Here is a 19,012-nt window from a genome sequence, read left to right as displayed (position 1 = left end):
TGGAAATAGGGGATAAATTAACTGGAGGTGTCATTATGGACGCAATAAGAAAGCAAGAATTAATCAAACAATACGGAAGACATGAAGGAGACACTGGTTCACCAGAAGTTCAAATCGCTCTTTTAACTGAAAGAATCAACTCATTAACTGGACACTTAAAAGTTCACAAAAAAGATCACCACTCAAGAAGAGGTCTTTTAATGATGGTTGGACAAAGAAGAGGTCTTTTAAATTACTTAGCTGAACAAGATATCGAAAGATACAGAGCTATAATAGCACAATTAGGCTTAAGAAGATAGTCTTTGATAGAGCGGGTTTTATCCGCTCTATTATTTTAAAAAAATTAAATTAGTAGAACCCGTAAAACCTGAAGGGAGGTTATTAAATGACTAATATACTAGAAAGAAATATAGCTGGTAGAAATATGAAAGTTGAATTTGGTAGAGTTGGAATGTTATCAAATGCAGCTATTTTTATGAGCTATGGAGATACAGTAATATTAACAAATGTTAATGCTTCAGAAAAACCAAGAGAAGGAATAGATTTTTTCCCATTAAGTGTCGAATATGAAGAAAGATTATATGCAGTTGGTAAAATACCAGGTGGATTTATAAAAAGAGAAGGTAGACCTTCAGAAAATGCAATTCTTTTCGGAAGAGCTGTAGATAGACCATTAAGACCACTATTTCCTAAGGGATATAGAAATGATGTTCAAGTGGTTTGTACAGTTGTATCTGTAGAACAAGATAACTTACCAGAAATTCTAGCAATTAATGCAGCATCAATGGCATTATCTCTATCAAGTATTCCTTTTACAACTCCAGTTGCAGCAGTGCAAGTTGGATTAATCGATGGAAATTTTGTTTTAAACCCTACTTCAAAAGAAAGAGAAGAAAGTATTCTTCAATTAACTGTTTGTGCAACTAAAGAAAGAGTTATGATGATTGAAGCTGGTGGAAATGAAATACCAGAAGATACAATGATTAAAGCAATTGAATATGGTTTTGAAAAATGTCAAGATATAGTTGCATTCCAAGAAGAAGCAATGGCTAAGTTCGGAAAAGAAAAGGATGAACCTGTTCTTTACAAACCAGATGAAGAGCTTACAAAGGATATCAAGGAATTTGCTAGCGAAATGATTAAAGAAGCTATGTGGATTACTGATAAAGATGAAAGAAATGCAGCAATGGATGTGGTAAACGATAAAATAACTGAAGAGTTTGCAGAAAAGTATCCAGATACATTTGCAGATTCTAAAGAAATAGTTTATAACATGCAAAAAGAAGTAGTAAGAGATATGCTTTTAAATCACTCTAGAAGACCTGATGGAAGAGCTTTTGATGAAATAAGAAAGATTTCATGTGAAGTTGACTTATTACCAAGAACTCATGGAACAGGTTTATTTACAAGAGGATTAACTCAAGTTATGACAGTAGCTACTTTAGGTGCTGTTGGGGATATTCAAATTATAGATGGTATAGGTGAAACTGAATCTAAGAGATATATGCATCACTATAACTTCCCTGCTTATTCTGTTGGTGAAGTAAAACCATTAAGAGGACCAGGTAGAAGAGAAATAGGACACGGAGCTTTAGCTGAAAGAGCTTTAGAACCACTTATTCCTTCAGAAGAAGAATTCCCATATACAATTAGATTAGTTTCAGAAGTATTAAGTTCAAATGGTTCAACTTCTCAAGCTTCTGTTTGTGGATCTACATTAGCATTATTAGATGCAGGTGTTCCAATTAAAAGACCAGCAGCAGGTATTGCAATGGGACTTATAACATCAGAAGATTTAACTGAAGAAGAAGTTTTAACTGATATTCAAGGAATTGAAGATTTCTTTGGTGATATGGACTTTAAAGTAGCTGGTACAACTGAAGGTATAACTTCAATTCAAGTTGATACTAAAATTAAAGGATTAAGCTTTAATGTAATTGAGACAGCAATTAAAAATGCAAGAAAAGCTAGATTACACATTTTAGATAAAATAAATGAATGTATTCCAGCACCAAAATCAGAAGTATCTAAATTTGCACCAAAAACATCAACTATTACTATTGATCCAGAAAAGATAAGAGATGTTATTGGAGCTGGTGGTAAGGTTATTAATAAGATAATAGCTGATACAGGTGTTAAGATTGATATAAAAGAAGATGGTACAGTATTTGTTTCTTCACCAGATCATGATGGAGTAAATGAAGCTATTAGAATAATCGAAGGATTAACTAAGGAAGTTCAAGCAGGTGAAGTTTACTTAGGAAAAGTAACTAAAATAGCTGCATTTGGTGCATTTATTGAAATTTTACCTAATAAAGAAGGACTTTGTCATATTTCTAAATTAGATAAGAAGAGAGTAGAAAAGGTTGAAGATGTTGTATCTGTTGGAGATGAAATTTTAGTTAAGGTAACTGAAATAGACTCTCAAGGAAGAATTAACCTTTCAAGAAAAGATGCTCTTCCACAAGAAGAGGTAACAGAATAATAGAAATGTTAAAAGAGAATTTAAAATAATTCTCTTTTTTTTACTATGTAGAATAAATATGATAAGATTAAAATAAACTAAAAGCAAATCGATAAAAGGGAGGTAAATATGTTTAATTTATATACATTAGATAATGGCTTAAGAGTTGTAACAGAATATATTGAACATGTTAATTCTATAAGTGTAGGAGTAATGGTTCAAAATGGTTCTAGAAATGAAAGTAAAGATGTAAATGGAATTTCGCATTTTATAGAGCATATGTTTTTTAAAGGCACAGATAAAAGAAGTGCAAAAGAGATTGTGCAAGAAATAGAAAATATAGGTGGTCAAATTAATGCTTATACAAGTAAGGAGACTACTTGTTATTATATAAAAGCATTAAATACACATGTAGATTTATGTTTAGATGTAATTTCTGATATGATATTAAATTCAAAATTTGATGAAGAAGAAATTGAAAAAGAAAAAGGTGTAGTTATTGAAGAAATAAATATGAGTCAAGATAATCCGGAAGATGTATTAGACGAAATACATTCAGAAGCTATCTTTGGAAAGGATTCTTTAGCATATCCAATTTTAGGAACACCTGATAGAATAAAATCATTTAATAGAAAGAAGATTAAAGATTATATTAGAACACATTATACTCCGTATAATTCTGTACTTAGCATTTGTGGAAAGTTTGATGAAAAGGAATTAAGAAAGCTTATAGAAGAGTACTTTGGAAAGTGGAGTAAAGATGATATATATAATCCAACTTATGAATCTATTGAATTAAAGCATGATAGTAAGTACATGGAAAAACAAATAGAACAAGTTCATATAAATCTAGGTTTAAATGGATTACCATATGCTGATGATAAATCTTATTCATTAGTATTGTTAAATAATATATTTGGTGGTGGTGCATCATCAATACTTTTCCAAAAAGTTAGAGAAGAGTTAGGATTATGCTATAGTGTTTATTCTTATATGCAACCTTATTTAGGTGTTGGAACATTAAATATATATACAGGATTAAGTAATAAGTATTGTGATAAAGCAATAAGCGTTATTAACGAACATTTACATGATTTTGCTAAAAAAGGTATAAGTAAAGAGTTATTAGAAATTAATAAGGAGAAAATTAAAGCAAGTTATATATTAGGTTTAGAAAGTACTTCATCTAGAATGTTTGCTAATGCAAAATGTTTCTTATTACAAAATAAAATTAAAACACAAGAAGATGTTATTAAGAGAATTAACAAAATAGATAGCGATGACATAAACTATGTATTGGAGAAGTGCTTTAAGCCAGGAATAATTAGTAGTGCTTTTGTTGGGCAAGGAATAGAAGCTGAAAATTTAAATAAAATAATAAATGATTCTAAAGTTGCATATAAGAGTTGTACTGATGAAAAATTTCTATTGTAACTTTAGCTTATAGTTGATATATTATTTAAGTAGAGTAAAGCGCTGCTTGGGTTTTAATAGTATATGTAAAGTAATATATTACCTATTGGATGCATAATATTATGTATAACAAGGAGGTAATTATTATGAAGGATTTTGAATATTACGAAAAAAAGCCAGAAAGTCAACTTAGGAACTTAAGCGAGTTAGAAAGATATGAAATTTTTAACTTAGAAAGTGCAGAAAAGTATGATAGCGCTCAAAATATTGATTTTATAATTGATGAAGAAGGATATCTTAAATTCCTGGTTGTTGGTATTAGTGCAAGTAAGTTTAGCTTCTTTGGTAGCAAAGAATATGTTGAAATACCATGGGAATGTGTAACAAAGGTTGGAACTAATGTCATAGTAATCTCTGCTGAGGAAGGTAAGATAAAAAGAGCGAGAGCTTAAAAAACTTAAGGGGGAGATTCCTTGAATATAATAGTGCAAAAGTTCGGAGGAACATCTGTATCTACAGAGGAAAGAAGAAAACAAGTAATAAAGAAAATAGGGAAGGCAATTGAAAGTGGGTTAAAACCAGTAGTAGTAGTGTCAGCTATGGGAAGAATGGGAGAGCCATATGCAACAGATACCCTATTATCACTTGTAGATAACAATTTTAAAGATAATAATAAAAATGCTCAAGATTTGTTAATGTGTTGTGGAGAAATAATAAGTTCAGTAGTATTATGTAATGATTTATATAAGCATGGAATAACTGCAGTACCACTAACTGGAGGGCAAGCAGGAATTATAACTAATAATGTCCACACTGATGCACAAGCTATTGATGTGGATACTCATAATATAATGAAAGTTTTAGAAGAAGGAAAGGTACCAGTAGTAACAGGATTCCAAGGAGTTACTAAAGATGGATTTTTTACAACTTTAGGAAGAGGTGGAAGTGATACTTCTGCATGTATATTAGGAGTTGCATTAAAGGCTAAACAGATAGATATATATACTGATGTTGATGGTATAATGACAGCAGATCCAAGAATGGTGGAAGATGCATCTCTTATAAATGAAATGACATATAATGAGGTATTCCAATTAGCTGATCAAGGTGCAAAGGTTATTCATCCAAAAGCTGTTACTTTAGCTAAAAAGGGAAATGTACCATTAGCCATTAAAAACACTATGAATGATTCAAAAGGTACTATAATTAAGAGCAATGTTTCAGAAGAAGAAAAGAGACTAATTTCTGGAATAACTCATTTAAATAATAGAATTCAAGTAAGAGTAAGATTATCAGATAATAAAGGTAAAGGAACTTACAGAAATCTTTTAGAATTATTAGCTAAAAACCATATAAGTTTAGATTTAATAAACATTTTTCCAGAACATCAAATGTTCACTATTGATGCTACTGAAAAAGATAAACTTTCAGAAATCATGAGTAAAGCTGAAATTAAGTATACAACTATTGAAAATTGTAGTACTGTAGCTATTGTTGGTGCTGGAATGAATGGAGTTCCGGGAGTTATGGCAAGAATAATAAATACTCTAACAAGTAATAATATTGAAGTATTACAAACAACAGATTCCAATATGACTATTTGGTGTTTAATTGATACTAAAAATGTTTCTGAAGCAGTAAGATTGCTTCATAGTGAATTTGGTTTAGGTAAATAGTGAATAAGGAAAGGCTCTTTAGTAAAGTTTAATTTATTTTACTAAAGAGCCTTTATTCTTATATATAGTTTAATTATATTAATAAATATTTATAGTATTTTAATATATAATAAATTTATATATAATATAAAATATAGTTATTTTATCTAAGAAGGAGTAGTATTATGGAATTAAAGTTTGATGAAAAAGCAAGAGAAGCTCTAAAAGCTTTAGTAAATGAAAGTTCAGAAGAGTATATAAGAATAAAGGTTTTCTATGGTTGTGGTAAACCGGCTTATGAATTATATTGTGATTTTAAGAGTGATGAGGACGTTGAAGAGATAATAGAAGGAATTAAGTTTATTGTAAATAAAAAAGACGTTAGAGCTTGTAATAATATTGAAATTAAGTATGATAAAGAAGTTTACAATAAGGGATTCTATATTAAGGATTTAGATTAATTTAAAAGCTATGCAAAATATTTTGCATAGCTTTTAAATTTTATAAATATTATTTTCAAAAATGGGAAAAATAATGTAAAAAGGTTAGAGGTGATAAAAATGAGTGAAAAAATAATTAAAGAATTAAATAAGTTTCTAACAGGAATTCATATGGGAGGGGCTACATTTAAAGATTATTTAGATAAAGCGCAAAATTTAGAACTTAAAAGTAAATTAAGAGAAATTATAGAATCATTTAAAAAGCATGAAGAAGCCATAACTCATAGAATAGAAGAGTTAGGAGGAAATGCAAGTGATTCATTAGGGATAAGAGGAAATATAGCAGAAGCCTTTGAAAAAATAAAGCTTATATCTGTTGATACTGATGCTGAAGTATGTGAACATGCAATAAAAGCTATGAATATGGGAATAAAAAATGCAAATAAGTTTATGGAAGAAAATAAAAATATGGAACAAAGCATAATGAATGATATAAAGGGAGTAATAAAAGACTATGATAATCATTTAGAAATTTTAAATAATTTGAAAACTAAGTTATGCAAATATTGATGAAATTTCAAAAGTGTGATATATAGTTATTAAGATAAATTATAGATTGTGAGGAAGTTTTATGAAAAAAATATTAAAAATATCTGGAATTTTAGGTATTTTATCGATTTTTGTTTTTTTATCTCTTGGATGTAATAAAAAGGTTGAAATGGTTAGAGCAAATACACCAGAAGAGGCAATTAATTTATTTAATACATATAATTTAGAGAATAATGTGGAAGAAATGGTTAAGTTATATTCAAATGAATATATAGATTATATTGGGTATGATGCAAGTCAAATAATAAAGGTAATGAAGAAAAATAGAAAAGATTTAAATATAAAGTCTTCAACAGTAAAAAGTATAGAAGATGTAAATGAAAATCTAAAAAAAGCAGTTGTTACTATTTCAGCAGTGGTAGATGATGAAGATACTACGGAAGATTATGTATATGCAATAATAAAAGAAGATAATGGATGGTCAGTTTCACCAGATGGTATTACTGAGTGTATAAATTTTGATGTTCCAATGAGTAAAGAAAAAGAATTAAATTTAAATTTAATAAAAGAGGCTGTACAATTTGATGGAGCACTAATAAGAGTTAATTTATATAACGATACTAATAATTCATATGTTTTTGGTACAACAGATGAAAAAACTGAAATTGTAGTTGAAACAACAGAAGGAACATTTACAAGTATAGTAGAAGAACCACAAAAAATAGAGAAAAAAGCAAGAAATTATTTTATTGCAAAGGTAGAAAATTTAAAGGGTGAGATAACAAAGGTTACAGTAACATCAGTGTTTGATGTTGATAAGGATGGAAATGCAATTTTAGATACAAAGAGAGATATAACAGCATATAGTAAATAAAATAAATACCAGTAGCTTTTTAGCTACTGGTATTTATTTTTTTGTTTTCTATAGCAGGTATTTTATTTAAAATTTCATAGTATTTATTGATCATTCCTAAATTTATTACATTATCAATAATACTATAATGCTTTTTAAAAGGGATAATCTTAAGAAAATCGCTGCAATTTACAAGACAATTTGAAATATAGAAGTCAATTTCATTAATACAGGATGAAATTAATTCATCAAAGTTTAATGAATTTGAGTTGAATAATACATTATAAGGATTAAAATTATTAGTATTAAGATCATCTTTCAAATCATCAAGAGCATCTATTAAATAAATCCATTTTCCAATAAAATATCCAAGATTATATAGATTTTCGCGTAATATATCAGAATCCTCTTCAAATTTATAAGGAAATTCACTTAAAATCATTCCCATTATATCGCTAAAAGGATGCGTGATTTCGTCTAAAGAAGAAAGTTTTTTTGACTTTTCAAGATTTGATAAGCTATCTATATTATTTGATATTTTATCAGAAAGATTCTCCAATTCAAGTAAACTTTTTTTAGAAGATGAAGAAAGGAGAAATTTAAAAAGTTTACTTTTTACACTTTTGTCATCCTCTATGTTATCTTTTAGTTTATAATCAAAAAGAAGTATGCTTAAATTAGCGCAATAATTTAAAGCATTTGTCTTTTTTGTTATTATAATGTTCTTTCTAGGATGTCGTAAACATTTGATGGAATCAAAAATAAGTGGATTACTGTAAAGACCATCTAATAAAAATCCTATAAAGGTTAAATCGTAATTTAAACAAAATCTTGGAATATTACCATACTCTCGTTTAATTTCATTACATAATCCACAATAATAGCTTCTAAAGTATTCAAATTCTTTAAACTTTAGTTCGCTTTTAAGAGGTGTAACATAGCCAAACATTAAACTTCTCCTTTATTAAGATAAAAAGTGTATTTAAATAAATACTAGCACATTCCACCGCCACCAGAATTACCACACATATTCATTCCATTTCCACCACCCATTAAGCTTTGCATAAGCATATTTTGCATAGGATTGCTTCCACCCATACCGCCCATACCACCCATCATGTTAGCAATATTGCCCATAGGATTTGCATTATTAGCGTTATTCATTCCATCAGTAGGATTGCCTCCACCCATAGGATTAGCACCACCCATAGGATTAGCACCACCCATAGGATTAGCACCACCCATAGGGCTGCCACCGGTAGTATTCATAAACATATTTAAAATGTTAGGATCTATTCCACCACCGCTGCCAGAACCACCACACATGTTATTTGTTTGACCACCGCCACCACACATATTGTTGTTATTATTAGCACTATTATATTGCATTGTTTTAGCATAATTTGCTTTCATTTTTCTAACCTTTTTGACAAGTACCATTAATGCTTCTTGATACTCCTCATTATTAGGATTTAATTCTGCAGCTGTCTTTAAGTGATTTACGCCAGCTTGGAACCAACCTTTTTTTAGTAATACAAAACCTTGTAGATAATTCCATTCAGGTGAACTTTTATCATAGATTAGATTAAGTTCTGTTTCAGCTGATAAAAATTGTTTATTTTCAATTAAGTTTCTTATATTCTTATACTTAAAATTGTTATTTAAAATTGTATAAGCTTCGTTTATTTCTGAAAGTTTATCCTCCGCAAGTGGTTCTTCTGGAGAACCATTAAAATCATTTATACTATAGGTACTTGCTAATGATTCATAAGCATCTTTAATTTCATCTAATGAAGCATTTGGTCTTATACCAAGTACTTTATAAGGGTTCATAAATAAATCTCCTTAGAAAAGATTATTGAATTATTATAATATATTCAGAGTAATCTAAATAAGTGATTCATATAAAAAATAGAATTTAATATTAAATACACTCAATTAAATCTCCACCCATACATTCGCAACATTGATCTAAACATATTAAATCGCAGCAGCTAAAATTACCACAATCACAACAGTCATCACAGCAGCAACATGCACAACCTCTATTACGTCTTCTATAACCATTGTGATAATAATCATCAGAGTAATGTCTATGTCTACCAATTAATGTAATTAAACTTTCTTTATATAAAGTGTTGTCAGGAGAAAGAGAAACAGCTATTTTTAGATGATTTAAAGATTCATCAAACCAAGCTTTTTTTTCTAGTAAAAGGCTATAAAGATAGTGATAATCAGCATTTTTTTCTATATAGGAATTTAATAAATTTTCAGCTGTAGTGAAATCTCTTTTGTTTATTAAATTATTAATAGTAATAAATGAATTATTGTTAATAGAATATGAATTACCCATAATGCTCACTCCTTTAAGTTATAATTTATATATAAGTATGTATTACTATAAAAGTAATATTGTATTTATTATATACAATATTAAAAAATAAATCATTATTTAGAAAAACAAAGAAAAATTTAAGAGATAATATTTACTATTACATAATAATTATGATAGAATTATAAAAAAATAATTTAAAAGGAGATAATTATGGAAAAGTTATTTTTACAATATCCTAAATGTACTACTTGTAGAAAAGCTAAGAAGTTTTTACAAGAAAATAATGTAACTTTTGATGATAGAGACATAACTATAGATAATCCTACAGTAGAAGAATTAGAAAAATGGATAGATTTAAGTGGATTAGAAATTAAAAAATTCTTTAATACTTCAGGTGTATTATATAAAGAAATGAAGTTAAAAGATAAAATTAAAGATATGTCTAGAGAAGAAATGATTAAATTGCTTGCTACAGATGGAAAACTTGTTAAAAGACCACTTTTAATATGTGATGATAAGGTATTAGTAGGATTTAAGGAAGAGCAATATAAAGAGATATTATAAATTAAAGAAAATATAGATAAAAATAATCTATTGGGTAATATTAAATCAATAGATTATTTTTTTTATTTTAAGAAGAGGGTAGTAGTGTGGTAAAATACTTATTAGTGGCTTTTTAGAAAAAGTTTAAATTTACTTATAGAAAATACTAAAAGATATTTATAAAATAAATAGTTTCATTTAATGAGGTGGAAAAGTTGGACGTAACACAATTAAATACTTTAATAATAAAAAAAGATACAAATAACCGTCTAAATAGAGGAATGAGATGTTATAAGGAAGGATTAGTATTAGATGTTAAGTCTATGGCAGATAGAGAGTATGGATCTTTAGATATTTATGGTAAAGTAATGTCAGAAAGTGATATTAATGTTCATAATACTAACTTATCTTTTGATATAAAAAAAGGCGATTTAATTTATACAGAATGTAATTGTAGTGATTTTGAAAATAACTGTGATTTTAACTCTACATATATATGTAAACATATTGGTGCTACATTTTACAAATTTGCAGAAGCTGTAGAAGAAAAGAAAAAAAGTAAAAATAATTCTTGTGAAAATATAACTGAGGATAAAGAAACAGATTATTCAGAAGTTATTTTAAAAGAAATAGATAAAATTATTAGACATAAAAAAGAAAAAGTTAATTTAAAAATAAATATTAGTAAAAAGGGGTTAAGTAAAAGCAAATTTTATTATGAATTAGATTTAAAGATAGGAACGAAAAGATATTATGTTGTAAAAAATATAGCAGATTTAATTAATGCTAGAAAAAATAATAAAATATTATCTTATGGAAAAGAGTTTAAATATGATCCTACAATTCATTATTTTTCAGAAGATAATGAGAGAGTTTTAAATTTTATTGAAGAATATGTATCTTTAAATGAACCATTTGAAAAGGAATATTCAGTACAAAGAATTACTAACAATGTTTTTGGAAGTAATAAAACATTATTTATACCACAGAGTGCGTTAAGAAGGTTTTTAAATAATATAAAAAGTGAAAGTATTTCATTTACTGATGATGATGATGTAATTGAAGAAGTTGAAATATTAAAGGAAGATTTACCTATAAAATTTAATATAAAAGAAGAGGATAATGAAATAAAGCTATCTTCTACTACGGAGTTACCGAAGCCTATGACTTATAAAGGTGATGTTTATTTGTATAATACTAAATTATATCTTCCTACTTTTAAGCAAATAAAATATTATAAGTCAATAAATGATATTCTAAATAAAGAAAGTAGTATTTCATTTAAAAATAATAATAAACAAAAAGTAATAAACAAGGTAATTCCATTATTAGAAATTATAAGTGATGATATACATATTGATGAAGATTTAAATAGAAATATAATTAAAGAAGATTTAAAGTTAGAAGTTTATTTTGATAGAGAAAGAAATAAAACTTGGGCAGAAGTTAAGGCAATTTATGGAGATATAAGTTTTAATATTTTAAAAGGACCTAAAGATGATGAATATGTAATTAGAAATATAAAAGAAGAGGAAAAAATAGAAGAGACGCTGAATGCTTTATCATTTTATAGAAATAATAATAAGTTTATTTTTAATGGTAGTGATGAAAAACTTTTTGAATTACTTTCTGAAGATTTAATAGATTTAAAAGAAGAAGCTACTATATTTTATTCAGATAGGTTTAAGGAAAGAAGAATTTATGGAGCTACATCCATTAATGCAACAATTTCAGAAGGTAGTGGGAATTATTTAGATTTTACTTTTAATATTGAAAATGTAAATGAAGAGGAATATAAGAAGATAATTGAGGCATTTAAGGAAAATAGAAAGTTTTTTAAATTAAAGGATGAAAGTTTTATTGACTTTAGAGATGAAGAGGTTAGAAATTTATTTAATCTTGTTGATAGTTTAAGTGAGGATACTAATATAAAGTCTAATGAAATAAAAGTTCATAAGAGTAAATCTATATTTTTAAATGAATGTTTAAAAGATGATAGTTTATTATTTATTGAAGGAAAAGATATTGTAAAACATATCTCAAATAAGATAGAAAATTTAGAAGAAATAGATTATAAGGTTCCAAGAGAATTAAAAGCAACATTAAGAGATTATCAATTAACTGGATTTAAATGGTTTAAAACATTAAGTCATTATGAATTTGGTGGTATATTAGCTGATGAAATGGGATTAGGAAAAACAGTACAAACTATTACATTTTTATTATCAGAAAAAAATAAAAAAAGTATTATAGTTACTCCTACATCATTAATATATAATTGGAGAAGTGAATTTGAAAAATTTGCACCTACTATGAAGATAAAAATTGTTCATGGGAATAAAGAGGATAGAGAATTTAGTAAAGATGAAATAAAGGATATAGATGTATTAATAACTACTTATGGAACTTTAAGAAATGATTATAATCTATATGAAGATATAACCTTTGATTTCTGTATAATAGATGAAGGTCAAAATATTAAAAATCCATTATCTCAAAGTAGTGAAGTGGTTAAAGAGTTAAAAGCAAAGGTAAAATTTGCACTAACGGGTACGCCTATAGAGAATAATTTAATTGAGTTATGGTCCTTATTTGATTACATTTTACCAGGATACTTATATTCTAAAAGAAAGTTCCAAGAAAAGTTCATAAAGGCTGATAAGGGATCCAAAGAGTTGAAAAAGCTTATTAAACCATTTATATTAAGAAGATTAAAAAATGATGTAATGAGTGAATTACCAGATAAAATTGAAAAGAGATTCTTAATAGAAATGACAGAAGAGCAAAAGAAAGTATATAAGGCATATGTAGATGATGTTAAGGTAAAAATGAAAGAAAAAGATTTTACAACTGATAAAATAACTATTTTCTCTTATTTAACTAAATTAAGACAGCTTACATTAGATCCATCTATATTAATAGAAGGCTATACTGGTGGTAGTGGGAAAATAGATGTTACTGTAGAACTTGTAGAAAAATTTATTAAAGAAAAGCATAAAATACTTTTATTTTCACAATTTACCTCAGTACTTGATAGTATAAAAAAAGTATTAGAAGCAGAGGGAATAGAGTATTTCTACTTAGATGGAGAAACTAAAGCATCTGAAAGAGTACAGCTAGTTAATGAATTTAATGCGTCAGATAAGGTAAAAATATTTTTAATTTCATTAAAAGCAGGAGGAACAGGTCTTAATTTAACATCAGCTGATGTAGTAATTCATTTTGATCCATGGTGGAATCCTGCAATTGAAGATCAAGCAACAGATAGAGCTCATAGATTTGGTCAAAAGAATGTTGTAGAAGTAATTAAACTTATTGCAAAAGGAAGTATAGAAGAAAAGATAATAAAGCTTCAGGAAAGTAAGAAAGAAATAATAAATGAAATAATGAGTGGAAACTATACTAATGGTGGATTCTTAAGTTCACTAAGTGCTGAAGAGATTAAAGAACTTTTTAATTAAATTAAAAATAGGATACACCCCTTAGGGTGTATCCTATCTTTTTATTCAACTGTTACTGATTTTGCAAGATTTCTTGGCTTATCAACATCGCAACCTTTTTGTTTCGCAATATAGTAAGAAATTAATTGAAGAGGAACAACACTTATAAGTGGTGTTAATATATCAATAGTTTTTGGAATATAAACTATTGAATCAACAACTTCTTTTGAAGTAGTATCACCTTCATTTACAACTGCAAATATATTTCCACCTCTTGTAGAAACTTCTCTAACATTACTAATCATTTTATCTTTTAAAGCTTCCTGAGTTAAAAGAGTAATTACAGCTGTATTATTTTCTATTAAAGCAATAGGTCCGTGCTTTAATTCTCCACCAGCATAAGCATCACAATGGATATAAGATATTTCTTTAAGTTTTAAAGAACCTTCCATAGCTACTGCATAATCAAGACCTCTTCCTAAGAAGTACATATCTTTATGATTATAATGAGAAGAAGCAAATTTTTGAAGTTCATCCTTCATTCCTAAAGCTTTCTCAATTTTATTTGGTATTTCTAATAATTCACTTTTAATTTCTTCAATTTCATTCTTTGACATAGTACCTTTTAATGAAGCAAAATATAATCCTAAGATATAAAATGCAGCCAATTGAGTAACATATGCTTTTGTTGAAGCAACTGCAATTTCAGGACCTGCTAAAGTATAAAATACATCGTCAGCTTCTCTTGAAACAGAAGAACCAACAACATTAGTAATAGCTAAAACTCTAGCACCTTGTTTCTTAGCATCTCTAAGAACAGCTAAAGTATCAGCAGTTTCTCCAGATTGAGACACAACTATTAATAAAGTTTTATTTGTTATCATAGGATCTCTATATCTAAATTCAGATGCTATATCAATTTCAACTGGAATTTTAGCAAATTTTTCGATTACTGTTTTACCAACAACTCCAGCATGATAAGCAGTACCACAAGCTACTACATAGATTTTGTCAAAGTTTTCTAATTGTTCTTGAGTAAATGAGATATTATCTATAGTTATTTCTTTACCTAATGCTATTTTACCAGCAAGAGTATCTTTAACAGCTTTTGGTTGTTCATGAATTTCTTTTAACATGAAATCTTCAAATCCACCTTTTTCAGCTGCATCTATATTCCAAGTAACGTGGTAAATTTCTTTTTCTATTTTTTCGCCTTCTTCATTTCTAAGTTCAACACCATTTTCAGTAAGAATTGCAAATTCTTTATCTTCTAAAAGATATACTTCTCTAGTGTGGTTTAAAACTGCAGGAATGTCTGAAGCTATAAAACTTTCATCTTTTCCAAGACCAACAATAAGAGGACTATCTTTTCTAACGGCAACTATTTTGTCAGGTTCATTCTTAGCAACAACTCCAATAGCAAAACTTCCTTCAAGTTTAGAAGTTGCTTTAACTACAGCTTCAAATAAATCACCTTCGTAATAATAATCAACTAAGTTAGGGATAACCTCAGTATCTGTTTCAGAGAAGAATGTATAACCTTTTGAAGTTAACCATTCTCTTAATTTCATATAGTTTTCTATAATACCATTATGAACAACGCTAATAGTAGCATTTTCTGTAGTATGAGGATGTGAATTAACATCTGATGGTTCACCGTGAGTAGCCCATCTAGTGTGTCCAATTCCTATATGACCTTCAATAGGAGTTTCATTTAAGCTACTAGCTAAATTATTTAAACGACCTTTAAATTTTCTTACATTAATTCCATCATTAAGAATTGCAACTCCAGCAGAGTCATAACCTCTATATTCTAATTTAGATAAACCTTCTACTAATAAAGTAGATGCTTGTCTCTTTCCAACATAACCAACTATTCCGCACATAATAAATCTTCCTTCCAATTTTTAATTTTTTTGTTTATTTGATTTCTATTGTGAGAAGATATTCTAGTATTTAAAAATAGGCATACTAATACTAGGAATATCAAAAAACACAATGAAGGTTTTAACACCAGACTAGGATTGTCCTATAAATCACTTCATAGTTTTACTAGTCGTTAACGGTAGTGCGATACCGTGGGGCACCCGCCGAAGAATTCGATTCTCCCCATCCTCGTCAACTTAAGTGAGCCCCAAAATCTTTGATTTGGTTGGGCGAACTTACTCCTACGTCTAGTAGGAGTTTCCTTTTTACCGACAATCTTTGATTTGGTTGGGCGAACTTACTCCTACGTCTAGTAGAAGCTTCATTTTTAGTTTACCCAATTAACACTTACCCAATTCACTTATAAGATTCATAGTTTAGATATCCAAATTAAAAACTTGAGATTCACTTAAGTTCTGGCGCTTTTATGAAATTATTATCTGATATTTTACTATAATTTTCACTTCCTTTACTAATTATTTAGTATACCACTATATTATTTTATCATAAAAATAAAATTTGTCTATATTAAAACAGAAAAATAATGGGATTTAATTCTTAAAATGTAATATATTGTAATAATATTATATGCAAAAATAAGAAAAGGTATATAAAAATAATAAAAGTATAAAATTTGTATAGTTATATAATAAAAGAATTTTTTGAAAAAACAATATTTTTATGGATAAGGTGTAAATGAAATGTATAAATTCAATAATATCTGTCAAAAATACATAAGAGAATTTTAAAATCATAGGAGGTAATGTGAAGTGTCAAATTTAGAAATGAATAAAAGAGCTATAGATGTTCCCAATAGTGCAAAAAAAGCAAGAAGAAATGGAAAGGTTCCGGGTGTATTATACGGTAAGAAAATTAATAACTTATTATTTGAAGTTGGAGAATTAGAATTATACCATGAAATAGCTGCTAATGGAGAACATGGTGTATTAGAATTTAACTTAGATGGAGAAAGTCATAAGGGATTAATAAAGGAAGTACAAAGAGACCCTGTTACAAATAAAATAATTCACTTAGATTTAGAAGAGCTAAAAGGAAAGAATAAGATAATTTCTTCTGTTCCTATTCATTACATAGGAGAAGAGTATTTAAATAAAAAAGGAATTGTACTTCAAAAAGAAAAAGATAGCGTAAGGGTGGAATGCTCCGTTGAAGCGTTGCCTAAATATATTGACTTTAATATTGGAACAGGAAATGTTGGATCAGTTTATAAATTTGGTGATTTAGAGGTTGCATCTGAAATATCTGTTTTAGATGATTTAAACTCTGTTATTGCTTCAGTAAGTTATGAACGTAAAACAGTTGTAGAAAATAATGAGTTAGCTCAAGAAGATGCAAAAGAAGCTGCAGAATAATAAAAAATAAACTAAAAATAATAGATATAGATAAAATTCCCTATATCTATTATTTTTTTATTTAATTTTTTTTTACTTTGTTATATAATAACTAAGGTATGGACTACTGAAAATGTTTAGGAGGGATAAGATGGATTATAAAGAGAGATATAATGAGTGGTTAAACTCTAAGGTAATATCAGAAACAATAAAAGATGAATTAAGAAACATTAGTGATGAAAAGGAAATAGAAGATAGATTCTACAAGGAGTTAGATTTTGGTACTGGTGGATTAAGAGGTGTTATAGGTGCTGGAACTAACAGAATGAATGTATATACAGTTTCAAAAGCAACACAAGGATTTGCAAATTATTTAAATAAATCTTTTGAGTCACCAAAGGTAGCTATTGCATATGATTCAAGAAATATGTCAAAGGAATTTGCAGAGGCTGCTGCATTAACTCTTTGTGCAAATAATATAAAGGTATTTTTATTTGAAAGCTTAAGACCAACCCCAATGCTTTCATTTACATCTAGACATTTAAATTGTCAAGGTGGAATAGTAATAACTGCTTCACATAACCCAAAGATATATAATGGATATAAAGTTTATGATGAATTTGGTGGTCAAGTTACAGATGAAAAGGCTGGAATTATCATAGGCGAAGTTAATAGTATAGTAAATTACGAAGATATAAAAACTATTTCAGTAGAAGATGCTTTAAAGGATAACCTTTTAGAATATATTGGAGAAGAAGTAGATAAAGCTTATATTGAAGAAGTTAAAGGGCTTACAATAAGAACTGAATTAGTAAAAGAAAAGGCTAAAGATTTAAAAGTTATATATACTCCAATACATGGAAGTGGTAATATGCCAGTAAGAAGAGTATTAGCTGAATTAGGATATGAAAACGTAGAAGTAGTTAAAGAACAAGAAATGCCTGATGGTAACTTCCCAACAGCTTCTTATCCAAATCCAGAAAACCCACAAGTTTTTGAATTAGCACTTGATATGGCTAAGACAAGCAATCCAGATATTATTTTTGGGACAGACCCAGATTGTGATAGAATTGGTGTTGTAGTAAAAGAAAATAGTGGAGAATATAAAGTTTTAACTGGTAACCAAACAGGTCTTTTATTAACAGATTATATATTATCTGCACTTAAGGAAGAAGGAAAATTACCTTCAAATGGAGTTGTAATTAAGACTATAGTAACAACAGAAGGTGCTAGAGCAATAGCTAACTACTATGGTGTTGAAATAATGGATGTATTAACAGGGTTTAAATACATTGGTGAAAAAATTAGACAATTCCAAGAAAATGGAGATAAGAAATACTTATTTGGATTTGAAGAAAGTTATGGTTATTTAGCAGGTGAATTCGTTAGAGATAAAGATGCTGTAATAGCTTCAATGTTAATAGCTGAAATGACTCTTTACTACAAAGAGCAAGGTAAGAGCCTTTATGAAGCATTAATCGAACTTTATAATAGAATTGGATTCTTCAAGGAAGACTTAATTTCAATTGAATTACAAGGAAAAGAAGGTCAAGAAAAAATAAGTAACTGTTTAGATTCTCTAAGAAGCACTGCATTAACAGAAGTTGATGGAGTTAAGATTGCAACAAAACTTGACTATAAGTTAAGTAAAGAAGAAAATTTACTTAATAATACAGAAAGTGTTATTAATTTACCTAAGTCTAATGTATTAAAATATATATTAGAAGATGGTTCTTCATTTGTTGTTAGACCTTCAGGTACTGAGCCAAAAATGAAAATTTATTCAGCAGTTAAAGGTGAAAGCTTAGTAAATGCTGAAGAAAAGCTAGCAAGATTCAATGAAAAAGTTATGGAAATAATTAACGAAAAGTTAGCGTAATATAAGAAAAAGCTATCGGAAAACCGATAGCTTTTATTATTTGTATTTAGAATACCACAGGTTCGACCTGTGGTTCCGGAAAGCTTCTAGCGGTGAGTAGAAATAAAAAAACCTCCGTTGTAAAATTATAGTAGGTTTGCCGACCACAACTATAATACAAGGA

General features: G+C 28.0%; 16 protein-coding genes. 12 read left to right on the top strand and 4 right to left on the bottom strand.

Annotated features, from left to right (window positions below):
- Positions 1 to 35: 35 nt before the first annotated feature.
- The 8 genes from rpsO to EJJ37_RS03130 all read left to right on the top strand — a co-directional run bounded on the left by rpsO (position 36) and on the right by EJJ37_RS03130 (position 7,395).
- Positions 36 to 299: a 30S ribosomal protein S15 gene (gene rpsO, locus EJJ37_RS03165; RefSeq protein WP_133014141.1), complete on the top strand. Its 264-nt coding sequence runs from the start codon at positions 36 to 38 to the stop codon at positions 297 to 299.
- Between the two features lie 86 nt (positions 300 to 385).
- The gene (locus EJJ37_RS03160; RefSeq protein ID WP_133014140.1) at positions 386 to 2,485 is read left to right on the top strand and encodes a polyribonucleotide nucleotidyltransferase; all 2,100 of its coding nucleotides are present in this window, start codon (positions 386 to 388) and stop codon (positions 2,483 to 2,485) included.
- Between the two features lie 108 nt (positions 2,486 to 2,593).
- Positions 2,594 to 3,898, top strand: a complete 1,305-nt coding sequence (locus EJJ37_RS03155) for a M16 family metallopeptidase (protein WP_133014139.1) — start codon at positions 2,594 to 2,596, stop codon at positions 3,896 to 3,898.
- A 125-nt stretch (positions 3,899 to 4,023) separates the two neighbouring features.
- A complete protein-coding gene (locus tag EJJ37_RS03150; RefSeq protein ID WP_133014138.1) occupies positions 4,024 to 4,329 on the top strand; it encodes a YlmC/YmxH family sporulation protein in 306 nt (101 codons plus the stop codon).
- A gap of 21 nt (positions 4,330 to 4,350) precedes the next feature.
- Entirely contained in the window at positions 4,351 to 5,553 is a 1,203-nt protein-coding gene (dapG, locus tag EJJ37_RS03145) for an aspartate kinase (protein WP_133014137.1), read from the top strand.
- Positions 5,554 to 5,717: 164 nt separating this feature from the next.
- Complete coding sequence (locus EJJ37_RS03140) at positions 5,718 to 5,993, top strand: hypothetical protein (protein WP_133014136.1); 276 nt, start codon at positions 5,718 to 5,720, stop codon at positions 5,991 to 5,993.
- Between the two features lie 99 nt (positions 5,994 to 6,092).
- The gene (locus EJJ37_RS03135) at positions 6,093 to 6,542 is read left to right on the top strand and encodes a DUF2383 domain-containing protein (protein WP_133014135.1); all 450 of its coding nucleotides are present in this window, start codon (positions 6,093 to 6,095) and stop codon (positions 6,540 to 6,542) included.
- Positions 6,543 to 6,603: 61 nt separating this feature from the next.
- A complete protein-coding gene (locus EJJ37_RS03130) occupies positions 6,604 to 7,395 on the top strand; it encodes a hypothetical protein (protein WP_133014134.1) in 792 nt (263 codons plus the stop codon).
- A 19-nt stretch (positions 7,396 to 7,414) separates the two neighbouring features.
- Here EJJ37_RS03130 and EJJ37_RS03125 read toward each other — a convergent pair whose 3' ends face one another.
- The 3 genes from EJJ37_RS03125 to EJJ37_RS03115 all read right to left on the bottom strand — a co-directional run bounded on the left by EJJ37_RS03125 (position 7,415) and on the right by EJJ37_RS03115 (position 9,727).
- Positions 7,415 to 8,323 carry a DUF5685 family protein gene (locus tag EJJ37_RS03125; protein ID WP_133014133.1) on the bottom strand — a complete coding sequence of 303 codons (909 nt, stop codon included), beginning with the start codon at positions 8,321 to 8,323 and terminating at the stop codon, positions 7,415 to 7,417.
- 44 nt (positions 8,324 to 8,367) lie between these two features.
- A complete protein-coding gene (locus EJJ37_RS03120) occupies positions 8,368 to 9,207 on the bottom strand; it encodes a J domain-containing protein (protein WP_133014132.1) in 840 nt (279 codons plus the stop codon).
- 91 nt (positions 9,208 to 9,298) lie between these two features.
- Positions 9,299 to 9,727, bottom strand: a complete 429-nt coding sequence (locus tag EJJ37_RS03115; protein WP_133014131.1) for a molecular chaperone DnaJ — start codon at positions 9,725 to 9,727, stop codon at positions 9,299 to 9,301.
- 192 nt (positions 9,728 to 9,919) lie between these two features.
- Here EJJ37_RS03115 and EJJ37_RS03110 point away from each other — a divergent pair, with 192 nt between their 5' ends.
- Both EJJ37_RS03110 and EJJ37_RS03105 read left to right on the top strand, forming a co-directional pair.
- The gene (locus EJJ37_RS03110) at positions 9,920 to 10,273 is read left to right on the top strand and encodes an arsenate reductase family protein (protein WP_133014130.1); all 354 of its coding nucleotides are present in this window, start codon (positions 9,920 to 9,922) and stop codon (positions 10,271 to 10,273) included.
- Positions 10,274 to 10,467: 194 nt separating this feature from the next.
- Positions 10,468 to 13,713, top strand: a complete 3,246-nt coding sequence (locus EJJ37_RS03105) for a DEAD/DEAH box helicase (protein ID WP_133014129.1) — start codon at positions 10,468 to 10,470, stop codon at positions 13,711 to 13,713.
- Positions 13,714 to 13,754: 41 nt separating this feature from the next.
- On the opposite strand, the gene glmS is transcribed toward EJJ37_RS03105, so the two are convergent.
- Positions 13,755 to 15,578 carry a glutamine--fructose-6-phosphate transaminase (isomerizing) gene (gene glmS / locus EJJ37_RS03100; RefSeq protein WP_133014128.1) on the bottom strand — a complete coding sequence of 608 codons (1,824 nt, stop codon included), beginning with the start codon at positions 15,576 to 15,578 and terminating at the stop codon, positions 13,755 to 13,757.
- An 810-nt stretch (positions 15,579 to 16,388) separates the two neighbouring features.
- Between glmS and EJJ37_RS03095 the strand changes: the two genes are divergently transcribed.
- On the top strand, positions 16,389 to 16,991 hold the full coding sequence (locus EJJ37_RS03095; RefSeq protein WP_133014127.1) for a 50S ribosomal protein L25: 603 nt from the start codon (positions 16,389 to 16,391) through the stop codon (positions 16,989 to 16,991).
- 130 nt (positions 16,992 to 17,121) lie between these two features.
- A complete protein-coding gene (locus EJJ37_RS03090; protein WP_133014126.1) occupies positions 17,122 to 18,849 on the top strand; it encodes a phospho-sugar mutase in 1,728 nt (575 codons plus the stop codon).
- Positions 18,850 to 19,012 lie beyond the last annotated feature (163 nt).

Source organism: Clostridium cuniculi (assembly GCF_004353185.1).
In the GTDB taxonomy this organism is placed as follows: domain Bacteria; phylum Bacillota; class Clostridia; order Clostridiales; family Clostridiaceae; genus Clostridium; species Clostridium cuniculi.
This window is presented reverse-complemented; position numbering and strand designations above follow the sequence as displayed.

What these genes read in the sequence shown, in the direction of transcription:
- EJJ37_RS03140 (WP_133014136.1), top strand. Translation starts at nt 5,718, where the DNA reads ATGGAATTAAAGTTTGATGAAAAAGCAAGAGAAGCTCTAAAAGCTTTA.
- rpsO (WP_133014141.1), top strand. Translation starts at nt 36, where the DNA reads ATGGACGCAATAAGAAAGCAAGAATTAATCAAACAATACGGAAGACAT.
- EJJ37_RS03135 (WP_133014135.1), top strand. Translation starts at nt 6,093, where the DNA reads ATGAGTGAAAAAATAATTAAAGAATTAAATAAGTTTCTAACAGGAATT.
- EJJ37_RS03130 (WP_133014134.1), top strand. Translation starts at nt 6,604, where the DNA reads ATGAAAAAAATATTAAAAATATCTGGAATTTTAGGTATTTTATCGATT.
- EJJ37_RS03090 (WP_133014126.1), top strand. Translation starts at nt 17,122, where the DNA reads ATGGATTATAAAGAGAGATATAATGAGTGGTTAAACTCTAAGGTAATA.
- EJJ37_RS03110 (WP_133014130.1), top strand. Translation starts at nt 9,920, where the DNA reads ATGGAAAAGTTATTTTTACAATATCCTAAATGTACTACTTGTAGAAAA.
- EJJ37_RS03125 (WP_133014133.1), bottom strand. Translation starts at nt 8,323, where the DNA reads ATGTTTGGCTATGTTACACCTCTTAAAAGCGAACTAAAGTTTAAAGAA.
- EJJ37_RS03120 (WP_133014132.1), bottom strand. Translation starts at nt 9,207, where the DNA reads ATGAACCCTTATAAAGTACTTGGTATAAGACCAAATGCTTCATTAGAT.
- EJJ37_RS03150 (WP_133014138.1), top strand. Translation starts at nt 4,024, where the DNA reads ATGAAGGATTTTGAATATTACGAAAAAAAGCCAGAAAGTCAACTTAGG.
- EJJ37_RS03155 (WP_133014139.1), top strand. Translation starts at nt 2,594, where the DNA reads ATGTTTAATTTATATACATTAGATAATGGCTTAAGAGTTGTAACAGAA.
- EJJ37_RS03115 (WP_133014131.1), bottom strand. Translation starts at nt 9,727, where the DNA reads ATGGGTAATTCATATTCTATTAACAATAATTCATTTATTACTATTAAT.
- EJJ37_RS03160 (WP_133014140.1), top strand. Translation starts at nt 386, where the DNA reads ATGACTAATATACTAGAAAGAAATATAGCTGGTAGAAATATGAAAGTT.
- glmS (WP_133014128.1), bottom strand. Translation starts at nt 15,578, where the DNA reads ATGTGCGGAATAGTTGGTTATGTTGGAAAGAGACAAGCATCTACTTTA.